The 18,453-nt window shown below is 39.5% G+C and carries 17 protein-coding genes; 6 read left to right on the top strand and 11 right to left on the bottom strand.

Annotation, left to right across the window (positions count from 1 at the left end; genetic code table 11):
* Positions 1–3 precede the first annotated feature (3 nt).
* From UP17_RS07110 to cyoE, 4 genes are all read right to left on the bottom strand, one after another.
* Positions 4–633, bottom strand: coding sequence for a cytochrome (ubi)quinol oxidase subunit III (locus UP17_RS07110; RefSeq protein ID WP_061462295.1), 630 nt, complete (start codon positions 631–633; stop codon positions 4–6).
* Positions 633–2,504 (bottom strand): cytochrome c oxidase subunit I, encoded by a 1,872-nt coding sequence (ctaD, locus tag UP17_RS07105; RefSeq protein WP_061462294.1) that lies wholly within the window; start codon positions 2,502–2,504, stop codon positions 633–635. The genes UP17_RS07110 and ctaD overlap by 1 nt, the downstream gene beginning before the upstream one ends.
* Before the next feature lie 24 nt (positions 2,505–2,528).
* Positions 2,529–3,611: a cytochrome c oxidase subunit II gene (gene coxB / locus UP17_RS07100; protein ID WP_061462293.1), complete on the bottom strand. Its 1,083-nt coding sequence runs from the start codon at positions 3,609–3,611 to the stop codon at positions 2,529–2,531.
* Between the two features lie 262 nt (positions 3,612–3,873).
* Positions 3,874–4,812 carry a heme o synthase gene (gene cyoE / locus UP17_RS07095; protein ID WP_061462292.1) on the bottom strand — a complete coding sequence of 313 codons (939 nt, stop codon included), beginning with the start codon at positions 4,810–4,812 and terminating at the stop codon, positions 3,874–3,876.
* 605 nt (positions 4,813–5,417) lie between these two features.
* Between cyoE and UP17_RS07090 the strand changes: the two genes are divergently transcribed.
* Complete coding sequence (locus UP17_RS07090; RefSeq protein WP_061462291.1) at positions 5,418–6,404, top strand: COX15/CtaA family protein; 987 nt, start codon at positions 5,418–5,420, stop codon at positions 6,402–6,404.
* Positions 6,405–6,587: 183 nt separating this feature from the next.
* Here the strand turns inward: UP17_RS07090 and pyc are convergent, their stop codons facing one another.
* Positions 6,588–10,025 carry a pyruvate carboxylase gene (pyc, locus tag UP17_RS07085; RefSeq protein WP_061462290.1) on the bottom strand — a complete coding sequence of 1,146 codons (3,438 nt, stop codon included), beginning with the start codon at positions 10,023–10,025 and terminating at the stop codon, positions 6,588–6,590.
* Between the two features lie 617 nt (positions 10,026–10,642).
* Positions 10,643–10,924, bottom strand: a complete 282-nt coding sequence (locus tag UP17_RS07080) for an Fpa/YlaN family protein (protein WP_034313996.1) — start codon at positions 10,922–10,924, stop codon at positions 10,643–10,645.
* A gap of 221 nt (positions 10,925–11,145) precedes the next feature.
* Between UP17_RS07080 and UP17_RS07075 the strand changes: the two genes are divergently transcribed.
* Positions 11,146–11,649 (top strand): hypothetical protein, encoded by a 504-nt coding sequence (locus UP17_RS07075; protein ID WP_081108749.1) that lies wholly within the window; start codon positions 11,146–11,148, stop codon positions 11,647–11,649.
* Positions 11,650–11,715: 66 nt separating this feature from the next.
* On the opposite strand, the gene UP17_RS07070 is transcribed toward UP17_RS07075, so the two are convergent.
* Entirely contained in the window at positions 11,716–13,047 is a 1,332-nt protein-coding gene (locus UP17_RS07070) for a PhoH family protein (protein WP_061462288.1), read from the bottom strand.
* A 266-nt stretch (positions 13,048–13,313) separates the two neighbouring features.
* On the opposite strand from UP17_RS07070, the gene UP17_RS07065 reads away from it, so the two are divergent.
* The 3 genes from UP17_RS07065 to UP17_RS07055 all read left to right on the top strand — a co-directional run bounded on the left by UP17_RS07065 (position 13,314) and on the right by UP17_RS07055 (position 14,657).
* Positions 13,314–13,910, top strand: a complete 597-nt coding sequence (locus UP17_RS07065) for a YhcN/YlaJ family sporulation lipoprotein (protein WP_081108748.1) — start codon at positions 13,314–13,316, stop codon at positions 13,908–13,910.
* Between the two features lie 131 nt (positions 13,911–14,041).
* A complete protein-coding gene (locus UP17_RS07060; protein WP_061462287.1) occupies positions 14,042–14,242 on the top strand; it encodes a YlaI family protein in 201 nt (66 codons plus the stop codon).
* Positions 14,226–14,657 carry a hypothetical protein gene (locus UP17_RS07055; RefSeq protein WP_061462286.1) on the top strand — a complete coding sequence of 144 codons (432 nt, stop codon included), beginning with the start codon at positions 14,226–14,228 and terminating at the stop codon, positions 14,655–14,657. The genes UP17_RS07060 and UP17_RS07055 overlap by 17 nt, the downstream gene beginning before the upstream one ends.
* 38 nt (positions 14,658–14,695) lie before the next feature.
* Here UP17_RS07055 and UP17_RS07050 read toward each other — a convergent pair whose 3' ends face one another.
* The 3 genes from UP17_RS07050 to typA are packed head-to-tail and all read right to left on the bottom strand — an operon-like array spanning position 14,696 to position 17,163.
* On the bottom strand, positions 14,696–14,980 hold the full coding sequence (locus UP17_RS07050) for a hypothetical protein (RefSeq protein WP_061462285.1): 285 nt from the start codon (positions 14,978–14,980) through the stop codon (positions 14,696–14,698).
* 4 nt (positions 14,981–14,984) lie between these two features.
* Entirely contained in the window at positions 14,985–15,293 is a 309-nt protein-coding gene (locus UP17_RS07045) for a YlaH-like family protein (protein ID WP_053345193.1), read from the bottom strand.
* Positions 15,294–15,315: 22 nt separating this feature from the next.
* Positions 15,316–17,163, bottom strand: a complete 1,848-nt coding sequence (gene typA, locus UP17_RS07040; RefSeq protein ID WP_061462284.1) for a translational GTPase TypA — start codon at positions 17,161–17,163, stop codon at positions 15,316–15,318.
* 124 nt (positions 17,164–17,287) lie between these two features.
* Here typA and UP17_RS07035 point away from each other — a divergent pair, with 124 nt between their 5' ends.
* Entirely contained in the window at positions 17,288–17,470 is a 183-nt protein-coding gene (locus UP17_RS07035; protein WP_061462283.1) for a YlaF family protein, read from the top strand.
* Between the two features lie 129 nt (positions 17,471–17,599).
* Here the strand turns inward: UP17_RS07035 and UP17_RS07030 are convergent, their stop codons facing one another.
* Positions 17,600–18,403 carry an inositol monophosphatase family protein gene (locus UP17_RS07030; protein WP_061462282.1) on the bottom strand — a complete coding sequence of 268 codons (804 nt, stop codon included), beginning with the start codon at positions 18,401–18,403 and terminating at the stop codon, positions 17,600–17,602.
* Positions 18,404–18,453: the final 50 nt, after the last annotated feature.

The following is an 18,453-nucleotide window of genomic DNA, read 5'->3' as shown; positions in this document are numbered from 1 at the left end:
CAGTTATCCCACCATTCCCATTAAGTATACGACTGTAAAGATAAACACCCAGACTACGTCAATGAAATGCCAATAAAGACTCGCAACAAAAAATTTAGGAGCGTTATATAAATTCAAACCCCTTCCTGCATTACGTACCATTAGAGTTATGATCCAAAGCAAACCGAAAGCAACGTGTCCTCCGTGAAAACCAACTAAAGTATAAAACGCAGAGCCGAAGGCACTACTCGTAAATGTATGATGGAATTCATGAACATAGTGATTAAATTCATAAATTTCGAGGACTAAGAAACCAAAACCAAGGGCAACCGTAATAACAAGCCATGCCTGCATTTGTTTAAAGTGGTTATTTTTCATATGATACATTGCATACACACTAGTCAATGAACTGATCAATAATAGCATGGTTGCAACAAAAGTAAGCGGTAGCTCGAATAAGTCTTTTGCTAGGGCTGCGTCACCATTTGGAACTTTATCCTTCAATGCAAGGTAAGTTGCAAATAGTGATGCGAATAATACCGTCTCTCCACCAAGAAACAACCAGAATCCCAAATACTTATTTTTACCTTCTAAAGTCGCTTTCTCGGGAGAAGCAGGCCAAGTAGCATCCGTGAATCTTTCATCTGCTTGCATTATGCCTTACCTCCCTTGTCTTTATCGTCCATAAGGTCTTCTTTATGAATATGGTATCCATGATCGTCTTTAACGGAACGGATAAACATCGAACCAAATGTTACCAAAAGTCCAACAATGATAATAGGCAGTGTCCACGACCTATCATCCATATGGTATAAGGCACCGAATGCGGCTATAAATAAACCGGAAGCAGTCGTCAAAGGAAGAATGGATGAATTTGGCATATGGATATCCCCAAGTGGTTCTGCAGGAGTCATTTCCTTTTTACCTTCCATTTTTTCAACCCAATAAGGATCTAATCCGCGGACTAGCGGCAATTGTTTAAAATTATAAAAAGGCGGTGGTGATGGAATGGCCCATTCAAGCGTACGGCCATCTCCCCATGGATCATTTCCGACTTTTTCATTTTTCACAGATGTAATGATTATATTTATGACCATAACCAAGACACCAAATGCCATCAAAAAGGCTCCAACAGTACTAATCATATTACCTGTATTGAGACCTTGATTGTCCAAGAATGTAAATACGCGTCGAGGCATCCCCATCAGACCTAAGAAATGTTGGATGAAGAATGTTAAATGGAAACCAATCAAAAACGTCCAAAATGTGATTTTTCCCAATTTTTCGCTTAACATAGTTCCAAACATCTTCGGCCAATAGAAATTGATTCCAGCCAGTAAACCTAATACAACCCCACCGACGATTACATAGTGGAAATGGGCAACAACGAAATAACTATCATGGTATTGATAATCAGCAGGTGCTGATGCAAGCATGATACCTGTCACGCCACCCATTGTAAAAGTAGGAATAAAGGCAACTGCATAAAGCATCGGGACCGTGAACTTAACGCTTCCTCCCCACATCGTAAAGATCCAGTTGAATATCTTAATACCAGTTGGTACAGCGATAGCCATAGTCGCCACGGCAAAGATTGCATTGGCAATAGGGCCTAGACCAGTTGTAAACATATGATGGGCCCAAACCATGAAACCTAAGAAACCGATTAATACGGTTGCAAAAACCATCGATGAATAACCAAATAATCTTTTTCTGGAGAATGTAGCAAAAATTTCCGAAAAAATACCGAACGCCGGAAGAATCAGAATATATACTTCCGGGTGACCGAATATCCAGAATAAATGCTCCCAAATAATCGTATTTCCTCCTGCTGCTACATCAAAGAAATTCGCGCCAAACATCCGATCGAACATCATTAACACCAATCCCACGGTAAGCGGAGGAAAAGCGAATAATATCAATGCAGAAACAACGAAAGTTGACCATGTAAACAGCGGCATACGCATATATGTCATACCAGGCGCACGCATATTAATAATGGTTACAAGGAAATTGATCCCTGCAATTAGTGTTCCAAAACCCGATATTTGTAGTCCGAGGACATAAAAATCAATGCCATGGCCTTCGGAATGCAGGGAAAGTGATGCATACGATGTCCAGCCTGCATCAGGAGCGCCCCCTAAAAACCATGAAAGATTTAAAAAGATTCCCCCAAAGAAAAATAACCAAAAACCTAATGAGTTCAAATATGGGAACGCAACATCACGTGCCCCTATCTGTAATGGTACAACCGCATTCATAACAGCAAATACTAATGGCATGGCCGCCAGAAATATCATTGTCGTACCGTGCATGGTCAAAATTTCATTATAAAATCCGGCACTTACGAAGTCATTATTTGGGATTGCAAGCTGGATACGGATAAACATCGCTTCCAAACCGCCGATTACAAAGAATAACCCGCCAGAGATAAGATATAAAATGGCGATTTTCTTATGGTCTACCGTCGTCAGATAATCCCAAATCGTAGCGCCAAATCCTTTTTTATTAGCGTACGTACTCACGATTTAACCTCCTTAATCAATGTTCTATTTTTCTTCCACCTTAAGCTCTAAAAGATAGGCAGCCAGTGCATTAATATCTGAATCTGAAAGTTGGCCGTAAGTACCGGTCATTGTGTTACCCGGTTTATACTTCTCAGGATCCTTGATCCATTTTTTCACATTTTCTTCCGTGTGATCCAATACGCCAGCTATTTTTTGACGTTCACCGAATGTAGCCAGATTCGGTGCCTGACGAGCAGCCTCAGGCCTGCTGTCATTTGGTGTCACCGCATGACAACCTATACAACTTTGATTAAAGACATCTTCACCCTGTTTTGCTAGATCACCTTCCACGACAGGTTCTTTCGCGGCTTTCATATCTTTAGTCCAAGCTACAAAGTCGCTTTTAGACTTCGGTACGACCTTAAAATCCATCAAGGCATGGGAAGGACCGCAAAGTTCAGCACATTTCCCGTAAAATAAGTTGTTCGAATCTTCTGCCTTTTCACTATCGAATTCTAAGAAAAACTGATTGACCCCATCTGTATTTGTATCCATCTTTCCTCCGGCAGCCGGTATCCAGAATGAATGCTTAACATCAGAAGCAGTAAGATTGAAGTACACTTTTTGATCGGTAGGCACAACCAGATCCTGACTTGTGACAACGCCAAGGTCAGGATATTCAAACTCCCACCAATAAAGATTTGCCCTAACATTCACGACAAGGGCATCCTTCGTTTTTCCATCCTTATCTTTCTTATCCATTGCCTTTGTGTCAGCTAGGTCGAATGTAGTGACGACGGTTGGAACAGCCAGAACAATTAAAAGAAGGATAGGAATAACAGTCCAGATAATTTCAAGTTTATGACTTCCTTCAATTTGTTTCGGTATTGTTTCGTCGCCTTTCTTCCGACGGAAGCGCAGTAAAACTACAACGAACAAAATAATCACAACAATAATTACCAGAACCATGATTAGTGTACTCAATATCAGTAAGTCATACTGAGATTGCGCAACATTGCCTGCTGGCTTCAGTGCGGATAGAAATGGTTCGCCACAGCCCGAAAGGACAAGTCCTACAATTCCCAGCAAAGCAATTAGGCGCCATTTGTGCAGCCTTTTTTTCATAGCTTCAGAAACCCCTCTTTCGTCAAAATTTTCTCACAAAAATAAAAATGGGCGCAATTGCGAATATTCTCTCTATGTCAATTTCTAAAAAGAAAGAATCCCTAATTTAAGGAATTATTATGATGATTCATGTAACCACCCTTATGAATGATCCTGTTGAAGTTCTCCGTTAATATGTATGAATGGCGGTCAATGCATTATATATAAGTAAGCTGCAGCCTGTAAAAAAACAGGCCGCGCAGCAACTTTTATTTATCAAAAACTAGATGAGTGTGACTATAACCATAGCTACAAATAAAATGGTCATATAATTTAAAGAATAAACAAACATGGATGTAGCCCATTTAACATCATCTTTCTTCCTATACCCCTTAATCCCCAAAATAAGCCAACCTGTGCTCAATAATGCAGCAAGAATAACCAGTGGAGTTCCTAATGGAGTTAAAAAGAAAGGAACGAACATTAAACAGATGATCCATAACATGATTGATCTTTTTGCGGCCTTGAACCCTTTTACAACCGGAAGCATTGGTACCCCCGCTGCACGATATTCTTCGACACGTCTCATTGCAAGTGCATAAAAATGAGGAGGCTGCCACAAGAACATGATCGCGAACAGGACCCAAGCGATCGTATCAAGGCTCGGGTCGACGGCAGCCCACCCGATAAGTGGAGGTACCGCTCCTGATATACTGCCTATTATCGTATTCGAGACAAATCTCCGTTTAAAAACCATGGTATATAAGACAACATAGGCGAAGACGCCGAATGCACCAAGTATGGCAGTTGTCATATTAGTCAAAGCAAGCAATACCAGTCCTGCAGCAATTAAGCCAAAGCTTAACGCCAATACCTTTGAAGGCTGTACTTTACCAGTTACCGTTGGCCGGTTTTTCGTTCTTTCCATTAAATGATCGATATCACGGTCATAATAATTATTGAAACTGCAGGAACCTGCCATTATGAGCGCCGAACCTGCAAGTGTATAAAACACTACATCAAGATTACTTAAGAAGCTAAGCCCCGAAAAATGAAGGGCTAACCATACGCCGGTAAAAGCTGTAATTATATTTGAATTGACAATCCCCACTTTTATAAGTGCGAGAAAATCCTTCCAAGCTGTTGTTTCCGGTATATCCGATTGAAGGGCGGCTTTACTGTCCTTCATGACAGCATCTGACAAACCCCTTGTTTCTGACATTTGTTTTCCTCCTTTAAATCATTCAGCACAGACGCAAATGCAAAAAATACTTACTTACATATGCTATAGAACATTATTTCATACTTTTTGATATTTGTAACCAAGGAAGCGTACACAAAAAGTAAATTATTTACCAATGGCCGTTGTAAATGGAATCCATCGAGAGCTATCATTCTTAATATCATGCTTAAAAACAGTAAAATTTAGTAAAATCATTTCTTCAATATATTAAAACACATTTTTGGAAGGTTTTGTGAAAATTTTTCGGTTATTTTTTGACCAATTTGTGTCTCAATACTTTCAATTCACTTGTTAGATGTTCATCAAGAACATGAATAGTATGCTGTTATCATCATCCCCTAGGCTCTGTCCCTATTTTGGTCCTACTTGAAGGTTTACACTCCCTTTATTTCTATCAAAGTCTTTTGTAACTTTCAACTATTTCCGGCATTTTAATTAATAGCAATAATATTAACTGAACTTGTAAAATCATTCTAAATTGTGTAATATCGAGGAAGTTCGACAAATATTATGAAAAATCTTATGCTATTATTAATTTTATTGAACAACCTAATTTGGCTACAGAGAAAAAGGTGGGACTACTAGTGAAATCGTCTCTTAAATGGTTTGCTGTTTTAACTACGATTGTAATGCTTTTCATCTTACTGGGTGGAGCTTTAGTCACGAAGACGGATTCCGGCATGGGATGCGGCAGGTCCTGGCCATTATGCAATGGCCAATTGATCCCAGACAAAATCACGTTAGAATTGGTCATTGAGCTTTCACATCGACTCGTATCAGGTGCCGGGGGTTTCTTGGTTTTAATTTTATCGTATTTGTCCTGGCGAAAAATCGGCCATATCCGTGAAGCACGTTTCTTATCCGTCCTTTCTTTTGGTTTTCTGTTATTACAAGGGTTGATTGGAGCTGCTGCCGTCCTTTGGTCTCAATCCGATTTCGTCCTTGCCCTTCATTTTGGCATATCACTCATTTCCTTTGCTGCCGTCTTTTTACTGACACTATTAATTTTTGAAGTCGACAAGAAGTTCGAAGCCGAAAAACTTATAGTTGATAAACGAATGAAATTCCATATTATTGGCGTATTGATTTTTTGTCTGGTAGTCGTATATACGGGTGCTCTCGTAAGGCATACGGAATCCAGTCTAATCTGTAAGGATTGGCCTTTATGTGTAAATGACAGCCTCGCGCTCCCCTCCAACCTTTATGAGTGGATTCAGATGGGGCACCGTGCAATTGCTGGCGCTATTTTCATTTGGGTTTCCTATGTGGCTTATATTGCAAAAAAATATTACAGGGATCAAAAAGTGTTGTATGGCGGTTGGATTGCTGCATTCATTCTCGTTTTTTTACAGGTTACCGCTGGGGCCTTTATAATTTTCTCAAGGCAGAACTTATATATCGCATTGGCACACGCTTTATTCATTGCCTGCTTTTTTGGTGTAATGAGCTATTTGATGCTACTGACTTCAAGAAGCAAAAAAAATGCCCTGGCCAAGCAAAATGGGAGCCCCACCCACACCGTCAAAAGGCAGGGTGAACACGATATAACGCCAACGATACCCGCCCGTTAATGTCTGATTGTTCAATCAATAAGATAATAAGGTAAAACAAAAACCACCATAATGGTGGTTTTTGTTTTACCTTAAAGAGAGACTCGAGTGACCGTACATTGCCTAAAAGAGGGTACAGAGCAGCTTGAAACCTCAAGCATACCATTTATACCTGAAATCATTTACAAGCTCACAGTCACGATATTACTTAGTTATTTCAATCAATAAATCACCAGTACTGATCGCTTCTCCATCTTTTACATAGATGTCTTTAATGGTCCCAGAGAATGGCGCTTGTACGGTAGTTTCCATTTTCATCGCTTCCGTAATGATCAGGTGATCACCCTGTTTGACCTGATCGCCTTTCTCTACTACTACACGAATAACCGTACCTGGCATTGTCGCACCGATTTGTTCTTTATTTTTAGGGTCAGCTTTCATTTTTGATATAACGGAGGATTTAATGTTTTCATCCTTGATGATCACTTCACGTGATTGACCATTCAACTCAAAATACACGACCCGTGTTCCATCAGCCAATGGTTGACCGATTGAAACTAATTTAACGATGAGCGTTTTACCCTTTTCAATTTCGACTTCGATTTCTTCACCTAGCCTCATACCATATAAGAAAGTCGCGGTATCAAGGTTGGAAACATCTCCAAACAGCTCAATTGTTTTATTGTAGTCCAAGAACACTTTTGGATATAGGGCGTATGCAAGCGCATCGAAATCAGTGACAGCCCGTCCCAATTCCTTGAATAATTCTTCTTTAAGGGAAGTAAAGTCCACTTCCTCCAATAATTCACCCGGTCTTACTGTTATAGGTTTTTTCCCTTTCAGGATAACCTCCTGAAGCTCTTCAGGGAATCCACCAACAGGCTGACCCAGATAGCCTTCGAATAACTCTATGACTGAATCAGGGAAATCGATGGATTTGCCTTTTGTCAGAACATCTTCTTCAGAAAGGTTATTTTGCACCATGAATAAGGCCATGTCTCCTACAACTTTGGATGAAGGCGTTACTTTTACGATATCTCCGAACATTGCATTGACGCGCTGGTACATTTCTTTCACTTCATTCCAGCGATCTCCCAGCCCCACAGCTTTAGCTTGCTGCTGCAGATTACTATATTGACCGCCAGGCATCTCGTGTTTGTACACTTCGGTATGAGGTGCATTCATGCCACTTTCGAAGTCATGGTAGAATTTTCTTACCTCTCCCCAGTATTCGCCTAACCGCTCTAGTGAATCGACTTCCAATTTAGGCTGTCTGCTTGACCCCTCCAGAGCATAATGAAGCGTTTGTACACTTGGCTGCGAAGTAAGGCCAGCTAAAGACCCAATCGCCGTATCAACGATATCCACACCAGCTTCAATCGCTTTTGAATACATGAAAATTCCATTTCCGCTTGTATCATGAGTATGCAAATGGATCGGAAGGGATGTAGTTTCTTTCAGTTCCGATACAAGTCGGTAAGCAGCATCCGGTTTCAAGAGGCCAGCCATATCCTTTATCGCTAAAATATGGGCACCGGCATTTTCCAATTCCACCGCCATATTTTTATAGTATCCGATATTATATTTACTGCGTGATGGATCATTCAAATCCCCGGTATAACAAATGGCCGCTTCCGCAATTTTGCCGGATTGACGGACTGCATCAATAGCCACTTCCATCCCTTTAACCCAGTTTAAACTATCGAAAATCCGGAAAACATCAATGCCAGCATCCGCTGATTTCTCGACGAATTCACGAATGACATTATCAGGGTAATTTTTATAACCAACTGCATTTGAAGCCCTTAAAAGCATTTGTAAAAGGACATTCGGTGCTTTTTTCCTGAAACTTAACAGCCTGTCCCATGGATCTTCTTTCAAGAATCGATAAGCTACATCGAAAGTTGCCCCGCCCCACATTTCCATTGAAAATAAATCAGGAAGGAGTTTTGCTGTAGGCTCAGCGATATCAAGGATATCCTTCGATCTAATTCTTGTCGCCAGTAAAGATTGATGTGCATCACGGAAAGTCGTATCTGTGATCAATACCTCTTTCTGTTCTTTAATCCAATTGACCAGTCCCTCTGCACCCTGCTGTTCAAGTATATTTTTTGTACCCGAGATAAGCGGCAGGCCACCAACATTCGGAATTGGAGCTGGATCGAAAACAGGTTTTTTCTTTTTCTCGACGCCTGGGAAACCATTCACAGTTACATTTCCGATATATGAAAGCATTTTGGTCCCACGGTCTTTTCTGATTGGGAAGCTAAATAATTCCGGTGTTGAATCGATGAATGATGTATCGTATTCCCCATTTATGAATTTTTCATGTTTAACAACATTTTCAAGGAAGGGGATATTTGTTTTAATTCCACGAATCCTGAATTCCTTAAGGTTACGAACCATTTTAGAAGCTGCCTGCTCAAATGAAAGTGCATGAGTAGAAAGTTTAACGAGAAGGGAATCATAATATGGTGTGATGACTGCACCTTGGAATCCATTCCCAGCGTCCAGACGGACACCAAATCCACCACCGGAACGATATACCATCATTTTCCCGGTATCAGGCATGAAATTATTCAACGGGTCCTCAGTGGTCACCCGTGATTGAATTGCGTATCCATGCGTTTTAATCCCTGCTTGTTCGGGGATCCCGATCTTTTTGCCATGGAGCTCATGCCCTTCGGCTACCATGATTTGAGATTGAACGATATCAATGCCCGTAATCATTTCAGTAATGGTATGTTCAACCTGCACCCGTGGATTGACTTCAATAAAGTAAAATTCGCCATTTGCCACAAGGAACTCGACCGTACCAGCATTTACATAATCAATATTCTTCGCCAACTTGACCGCTGCCTCACAAATCCTTTCCCTTAAATCCTCGGAAAGGGATACGGAAGGTGCCACTTCCACAACTTTTTGATGCCTTCTTTGAACGGAACAGTCACGTTCATACAGATGGACGATATTCCCATGAGTATCAGCCAAAATCTGAACTTCGATATGCTTTGGATTCTGTATGAATCTCTCTACATAGACTTCATCGTTACCAAAGGCTGCTTTAGCTTCTGATTTTGCGCGATCATATGCCTCTTCAACTTCTTCGATTTTTTCGACAATCCGCATTCCACGTCCGCCGCCGCCCAAGGATGCTTTTATAATAATTGGAAAACCGTATTGTTTTCCAAATTCCTTTACTTCTTCAACATTGGTCACCGGTCCCTCGCTACCAGGGATGACCGGAATATCAGCTAGTTCAGCTTGTGTTCTAGCTTTCACTTTGTCACCAAACATATCTAGGTGTCTTGATTCTGGTCCGATGAAGATGATTCCTTCTTCCTCACAACGTTTCGCAAAGTCAATATTTTCTGAAAGGAAACCATAACCGGGATGAATCGCATCAACTCCGCTCATTTTGGCAATCGCGATTATGCCTTCAATATCCAGGTATGCATCAATCGGCTTTTTGCCTTCCCCAACCAAATATGCCTCATCCGCTTTATATCGGTGATAAGAACCATAATCTTCCTTCGAATAGATTGCAACTGTATGAATGTCTAATTCCGTACATGCCCGAAAAATTCGTATCGCTATTTCTCCACGATTTGCCGCAAGTACTTTTTCTATACGTTTCCCCATTGCTACCACCCTAATCAATATGTATTTTTATTGAATATATAGAAAAAAAAGCGTGATAGATTCACCACTTTTTATTCATAAGTTTATTTCCCCAAAAGGGAGACCGATCTGATAAGGCTCTTTTTCTTGCTAATGTAATTATTTCGATATATATTAATATTTTCGTTTTTTCATCCATAAATACAAAATAGGAACCTTACCAAATTAGCAAAAGAAAATTTAGTTATTATAATATATTATCAAAAGGTAATCAGTTGGATTTAAAATACAATTAATATAACCATAATACTAAAATAAACTGAATACAATAAAAAAATGAAAAATTACGAACATTCGTAGGTAAACACAAGGAATTCGCTGTTCTTCCGCCTAACGGAACGATTGTTAATTCAACAATGCCACCACCAGGTTTAAATGCTAGATTGAAAGCGTCGATGGGATTAAACCGTACATTGAAAATTCAAAAAACAAAAAATAAAAAAAGCCCCATTAAGCATATGCACATTTAATTAGTATGACATTATTTAATATAGTATAACACTTTCGACTAATAGATGTACATAAATAAAAAACTCAAACAATCATCGAGATTTGTTTGAGTTAGTATGTTTTATTTATTATTTTTTTAATGATGCTTCATGCAAAACTGACAATTCCTGTTCAAGGGTTTCCAAAAGAGATTTGCCCTCGGTTTCCTCTACCAAGCCTAAGCGTACGGCAAAATCAATTTCTCGTGATAGGCCGAACATTTGTGTATCAAGTACCTCTTCATATAAAGGACATTGAGGCATAGTGAGATTTTCCATTTGAACTTTTATCAGTTTTAGAATCTTGTCAGCATCTGCTTTTAATAAAGCATAAGCTTTTTCTCGATGATTGACAAGCATATCAGATGCCATGTTAAATCCCCCCGCTCAGAGCGATTAAATCTTATCTTTAAATTCTACCTTTAGTTTTATGAAAAAGCAAGGACATTGACAAACAATTTACCATCGAGATAGCACACACACCCCTCAGCTGAAAATAGCCAGATATAGAAATTGTTCACCATCGTGCAGATGTGACATTTCAATTATAATTGATTATAATTATTAAAGAGCAACAGAAAGGAATGAGATATTTGGAACCCATCGTATTTATTAATGGAAAAGTGAAATATCCAATTACGCTAGATCCTGGAGTGTGGATTTTTGATGATCGTAAAGTTGAAATTGATACATATTTCCACGCTGAAAGAGTCCAAGTCAATGAATTAGAAGAATATACGATTGCCGCCTCCAAACACTGGCAAAAAGAAATACAGGAAGGCGCAACAATGCCACCCACATTAAAAACGGAACGAAAATTCGAGAAGCAAAGATTGCTGGAAGGGACCTTCGGCATCCCGTTTGAACCTTTTTTAAAAAATGCGGAACTTGAAAATGGGGTAACTGAAGTCATCGTTACGACCGATGATAAGGAACTTACATTCCCGTTGGAAGTTGCACTTAAATTTTTCCTTGGCTTTTCAAAGGATGGAAAGCCGCTTAAAGTATCCGAGGGTGGTCCTTTGGAAATTTATTTCGGAGATGCTTCCAACATCAATGATCCGATAAAAAATGTACGGTCTTTCACTGTTAAATAAGACTTAGCCCATAATGATCACAAAACTTTAAGGCAATCGGCAAGGGGGACTCCCTTGCCGATTGTATTATAAAAGTGTTGCAGCGAGTTGGGCCAATCCCGATCTTTCCCCTTTTATCAATTTAACATGGCCTGCAATACGCTCGGTCTTGAATTTTTCAACCACATAGGTCAACCCATTATTATATTCATCTAAATAAGGATGATCTATTTGCTCAGGATCTCCCATTAATACAATTTTGCTCCGCTCCCCGACTCTCGTCAATATGGTCTTAACCTCATGTTTTGTTAAATTCTGGGCTTCATCGATGATGATGAACTGATCTGGGATGCTCCTTCCCCTGATATATGTCAGGGCTTCCACTTCAATCGAACTCATGCCAGCTAAAATGGCATCCAATTCCCCTGGTTTTTTCGTATTGAACAAAAACTGAAGATTATCAAAAATAGGCTGCATCCACGGTCTTAACTTTTCTTCTTTTTCCCCTGGCAGATAACCAATATCCTTACCAACCGGCACAATTGGCCTGGCGACCAGAAGTTTCTTATATTGTGACAAATCTTCAGTTTGCATTAATCCTGTTGCCAATGCCAATAAAGTCTTACCTGTCCCTGCCTTACCAATAAGCGTCACAAGTTGAATATCCGAACGAAGCAGCAAATCGAGGGCCATCGTCTGCTGGACGTTTCTCGGTTTAATTCCCCAAATATGTTCCCCTTCATACATCAATTTCTTAACCAACCTGCAGTTCTCATCCACAATCCCAATCGCAGAAGCTGAACTGCCCAGCGTGTCCTTCATCAAAAGGAATTGATTTGGATAATAGGAATCCTTTGTAAGTTCTTCAAGTGCCAAAAAACTTTTCTCATAAAACTTATTCAGATTATCAATTGATACAAATACTTCTTTATGGCCACCGTATATATGATCCATTTCTACGACACGATCATTTAAAAAGTCCTCTGCCTCGAGTCCGATTGCATCGGCTTTTACCCTGACGAGAGTATCTTTGCTAACCAAAATGACCGTTTTCCCATTTTCCTTTGTCTCTTCTTCCAAAGATAAATTTTTTGCGACAGCCAATATTCTGTTATCGTTCGTTTTCTCCACGAAAATTTCCTGAAGCTTATGAAATGAACGGTGATTGAGTTCAATTCTTAGGCTGCCCCCATTATGAAGCGGAATGCTTTGATGAAGCTTCCCTTTTTCACGGAAGCTGTCGATCAATTTCGATACTTGCCTGGCATTCCTTCCGATTTCATCCATATACCTTTTCTTCGAATCCAATTCTTCTAGTACGACTGCTGGAATGACAACTTCATTATCTCCGAATGAATAAATCGAATATGGATCCTGCAACAGGACATTCGTATCTAAAACATAGATTTTTTTCCCCAATATGACGCCTCCTGCCTGCTCTTTAGGATATGCCTTACCATTTACTACACTAAGCAGTTATGTAGCGGACGAGACTGTTGATAAAATATATGTTCCTTTGCATAAAGATAGAAGAACATTTACAGACTATAGAGAAAACTTCCAGCAAAGAATGCTTTACTCAACATGGATTACACCCTGCTTCGCTTCATTTTATACTTATATGCATCAGACTTAGCCGGTGTGGACAGGCTGTAACTAATGATAAACATTAAGGAGGTTGTACATTGCAAAAAATCATATTGTCACTCGCTGCTGTTCTGCTGATGACAGGTTGCTCAATGAATAATAAAAATGGAGCGTCTGAAAATAATGCTAAAAATAATATAACAAAAGTCAATAACTCGACCATCCAGGAAACAGACAGAACTACAGGTCAGGAAACAGCACAGAGACTCACAGGTTTGGCTAAATCCATTCCGGAGGTGAACGATGCCACGGCAGTCGTACTTGGCAAATATGCCATTGTCGGAATAGATATTGACCAAGATATTGAGCGTTCACAGGTAGGAACGATTAAGTATTCAGTTGGAGAAACTTTAAAACACGATCCTAACGGTGCAAATGCCATCATCGTTGCGGACCCGGATTTAAATGAACGGATCAGGGAGGTAGCAAAGGATATTAAAGACGGTAAACCGGTAACAGGGATACTAAATGAATTGGCTGATATCACAAGTCGAGTCATTCCTGAGGTTCCTGGTGATATTTTAACCCCAACGCCTTCAAAGGCCATTGATAAGGAAAAAAATAAACTTGATAATTCGGAAAGGAAAAAACTTGATAAAGAGCAAGATGATCAATCCAATCACTATAAAGAATGAATTTTCCCAACCCGAAGTGAATCTTCGGGTTTTTGTCTACTATCAAATGTAGTTTCACTTTATCCTCGTTTTACCATAAAATTATTGGTATACTTAAAAGCATATTCAAATTGAAGTGGGGTTCAAATTATATGAAGGTTAAATGTGTAATATGCGATCAAATCGAATCTATACCTGACGATAGCCCAGAAGCAAAGAAACTTCGTAACCGTCCTATACATACCTATATGTGCAATGCATGCAATCAACGCATAGAAAAGCGTACGAACGAACGGATTGCAACTGGAAACTTCCGTCTTTACCGGACAATCAAAAATGAAGATGAATGGTAAAACATTTTATAAAGTTTCCCTGATTGGTCTCATAAATGGAATCATGCTTGGATTGGCAATGAAGTTGGTTGAAATGTTTTCTGGTAAACAAGTCTATAAACTGTTATTGAATGTGGATTTCCTTCCTGTAATCGGAGCTGTTCCCTGGAGTGAGGCATCATTGTACTTTTTCCATCTTCTATTCTCATTGGCAATTACGTTTAGTTACGTTTATATCCTTCATCCCTTGAAGTTTTTTAGGGAATGGAACAAATACACACTTGCTTTTCTCACGATTATTCCTGCCATCATGCTTTACTTTCCATTATCGGCGCTGTCCATAACAGAAGTTGTCCTTCCTTCTGATTTGACAGCCTTCTTTTTGTGGTCACTCTTACATCTTTTTTATGGACTACTCCTCCCTAAAGCAATATAAAAAGAACCGTGCGGGAAATCGCACGGTTCTTTTTATCATCATTCGATATTTTTATACTTTTCTGGCTCAAGCTGAATTTGGTCTAGCATGATATCAATCAATTCGATCGGAAAACGCTGCTTTTTCATTTCGTCTCCCAATAGATACTCGACGAAATAAAAAGGTTCCGTTTTTGAAACTGAATCGATGATTACCTGATGATCGGTTTTCAACATCTGCATGAAAAACATTTCTGTATCGCGGGCAGCTGTATCATCAGGCCTTGCATCACAGACAACTTTGATCGTCAACCAATTGTATAAAGCATCCTGTAATGATTTCATTGTCTTAAGCCTGTTCTTCTTTTCTCGAATTATGAAGACGGATTCTATAAATCCCAAGAACAAGTGAAGCGATGACTAATGCTTCCCCCATAGGAAGAAACACCGCAAAGAAAGAAAGAAGGGTACATCCAAGTGCCATTACCGCATAAATGATCACATTTTTTAGCAAAGGTAACTTTTTGGCAAAACCTAACTGATAGACAAGGATGCATAATCCAAAGATCGTCAAATATAGATACCACATTCCTGCTTCAGGATTTTCATCCACTCTGTACAATGCTGCAAAAAATGATAATCGCTCTTGGATATCCAATCTTTTCTCCTCCTCTTGCTATTTATTTTTCTTCAACAGCAACTTTTTTTCTTTTAGCTGCTCTTTCACGTTCGTTTTTATCAAGAATTTTTTTACGAAGACGGATTGACTCCGGAGTTACTTCACAGTACTCATCGTCGTTCAAATACTCTAGAGCTTCTTCAAGAGACAAAATTCTTGGTTTCTTCATTGAAGAAGTTTGGTCTTTATTAGCTGAACGCATATTTGTCATTTGTTTCGCTTTTACGATATTAACAGTCAAATCGCTATCACGGTTATGTTCCCCGACAATCATACCTTCATAAATATCAGTACCTGGCTCAATGAAAATGACGCCGCGGTCTTCTACTTGCATCGTACCATATTGTGTAGTTTTTCCAGATTCCATTGAAACAAGTACACCTTGACGTCTTCCGCCGACTTGACCTTGGGCCATTGGTTGGTAGCTGTCAAATGAGTGGTTCATGATACCATAACCACGTGTGATTGTTAGGAACTCAGTAGAATAACCAATAAGTCCGCGAGCTGGGATCGTGAATAGTAAACGAACTTGACCGCTTCCGCTATTAATCATATCCAACAATTCACCTTTACGTGCTCCCATGGATTCCATGATAGAACCAGTGTGCTCTTCAGGAACATCGATTTGAACACGTTCAACTGGCTCACAACGCACTCCATCAATCAAACGAACGATAACTTCAGGTTTAGAAACTTGCAGTTCATAACCTTCACGTCTCATGTTTTCAATTAAGATAGAAAGGTGAAGCTCTCCACGACCTGAAACAATCCAGACATCTGGAGAATCTGTATTTTCAACTCTTAAGCTAACATCAGTTTGCAATTGGCTTTTCAAACGCTCTTCAATTTTACGAGCTGTTACAAATTTACCCTCACGGCCTGCGAATGGGCTGTTGTTTACAAGGAAAGTCATTTGTAATGTTGGCTCATCGATACGTAGAATTGGAAGGGCATCAGGATGTTCAATAGGACAAACTGTTTCCCCAACGTTAATATCTTCCATACCAGAAACAGCAATTAAATCACCGGCAACAGCTTCTTGGATTTCAACTTTTTTCAAGCCAATATAACCAAAGATTTTCGTTACACGGAATTGCTTAACCGATCCATCAAGTTTCATTAATGAAACTTGTTGACCTACATGCATTTTCCCACGGAATACACGGCCAACACCAATACGTCCTACATAATCATTGTAATCAAGTAAAGCCACTTGGAATTGAAGTGGTTCATCAGTGTTATCAATTGGTGCAGGGATCGTTTCGACGATTGTTTCGAATAATGGGGTCATGTCTTTTTCTTGTTTGGCAGGATCTGAATCCAAGCTTGCTGTACCAGCAATACCTGAAGTAAAGACAACAGGGAATTCTAATTGTTCTTCTTCAGCTCCAAGTTCGATGAATAAGTCAATTACTTCATCTACAACTTCGTTTGGACGGGCAGAGTCTTTATCAATTTTATTCACGACAACGATTGGCGTGATCTTTTGTTCCAATGCTTTTTTCAACACGAAACGAGTTTGCGGCATACATCCTTCATATGCATCAACAACAAGTAAAACACCATCAACCATTTTCATGATCCGTTCTACTTCACCACCAAAGTCGGCATGACCAGGTGTATCCAAAATATTAATTCTTGTATCTTGGTATTGAACTGCTGTATTTTTCGCAAGAATCGTAATTCCGCGTTCTTTTTCAATAGCATTAGAATCCATCGCACGTTCTTCCACATGTTCATTTTCACGGAAAGTACCAGATTGCTTAAGCAACTGATCCACTAATGTCGTTTTACCATGGTCAACGTGGGCAATGATGGCTATATTACGAATATTTTCTCTTAATTTCAAAAAATTCACTCCTAAAAAAGTTTGTGTTTAACGTATCACTAGTATTAACTTACATATTATATCACAAACATACTAGAAACAAATACAGAAATTATGTACAATAGATATATTAGGGGTGATATTAATGAATATTAAATGGAATTTCTTAATATTAGCGGTATTGGCAGCATCCAGCATTGGCTCCATTGGCATCTTCATTGCTGAAAAAAGCTTGCTTGGAATATTAGCTGCAATCGTTATACTTTGCGGAGTTATGGGGTTCGGTTTCACTCAAAAGAAGAAATTACGCGAAGCAGGAAAGTTATAATATTAAAACTCGCTGTCGGACAGCGAGTTTTTTTTGTTAATTATTTGAAATTTAGTTTTTCACCCCATACTTGCCGGAACCTGGAAAAACCATAACCTTTTCGGCTTACCATTAACTTTGCCCATGGCACTAATTGCCGGAAGTACCTGATAAGTATTTATCGAATACTTCTTTATGCAGCCTTGGTTTAGAAACGAAAAGTGAGTCACCTTCTAAAAAATCCAATTTGTCACCCTTAATATTACTAACTTCCCCGCCCACTTCCTCAACCAGTATAACTCCCCCGGCAAAGTCCCAGGGCATGAGTCTCATGGTTATGTATGCATCGATCCTTCCAGCTGCCACGAATGCAAGCTCCAATGCTGCCGAGCCATAGGAACGGGTCCCTCTTGCATCCCGAACAAGTGGTGCAAGAAGGCTCGGATCAATCCTACGGTTTTCCGTTACCCAGCTTGCATTAATGGAAACGATGGCTTTGCTTACTGATGCCTCTTCAAGGGATGGAAGCCTTTGATCATTCATGAATGCTCCCTTCCCCTTAATCGCATGATATAATTCATCGGTAACCACATCATAAACCATACCAATTTTTCCGATGCCATCCTCATAAACCCCAAGAGAAATTGCAAAATTCCGCTGTTGATGGATGAAATTCAAAGTTCCATCAATCGGATCAATAATCCATACAGTTCCTTTTAGGTCTTTAATATCATTACCCATTCCCTCTTCCCCAAAAATCCGGTGTTCAGGAAAGACTTCGCTAATCTTTTCACAAAAAAATTTTTCTATCGCTTTATCCATATTTGTAACTAAATCATTGGGATTCGTTTTCATTTCAATATTCAACTTGGTTTTAAAGGACGCCCTTAGCCTCGTACCCGCTTCTTTCATCCATAACTTAGCATATGTATCCATTTCACTAATCGATACCATTATAATATCCCCGTCCTTTTATGATCAGAAACTACATTAAAATGATCCTC

Origin of the sequence: Peribacillus simplex, from assembly GCF_001578185.1 — a bacterium.
Lineage (GTDB): Bacteria > Bacillota > Bacilli > Bacillales > DSM-1321 > Peribacillus > Peribacillus simplex_A.
This window is presented reverse-complemented; position numbering and strand designations above follow the sequence as displayed.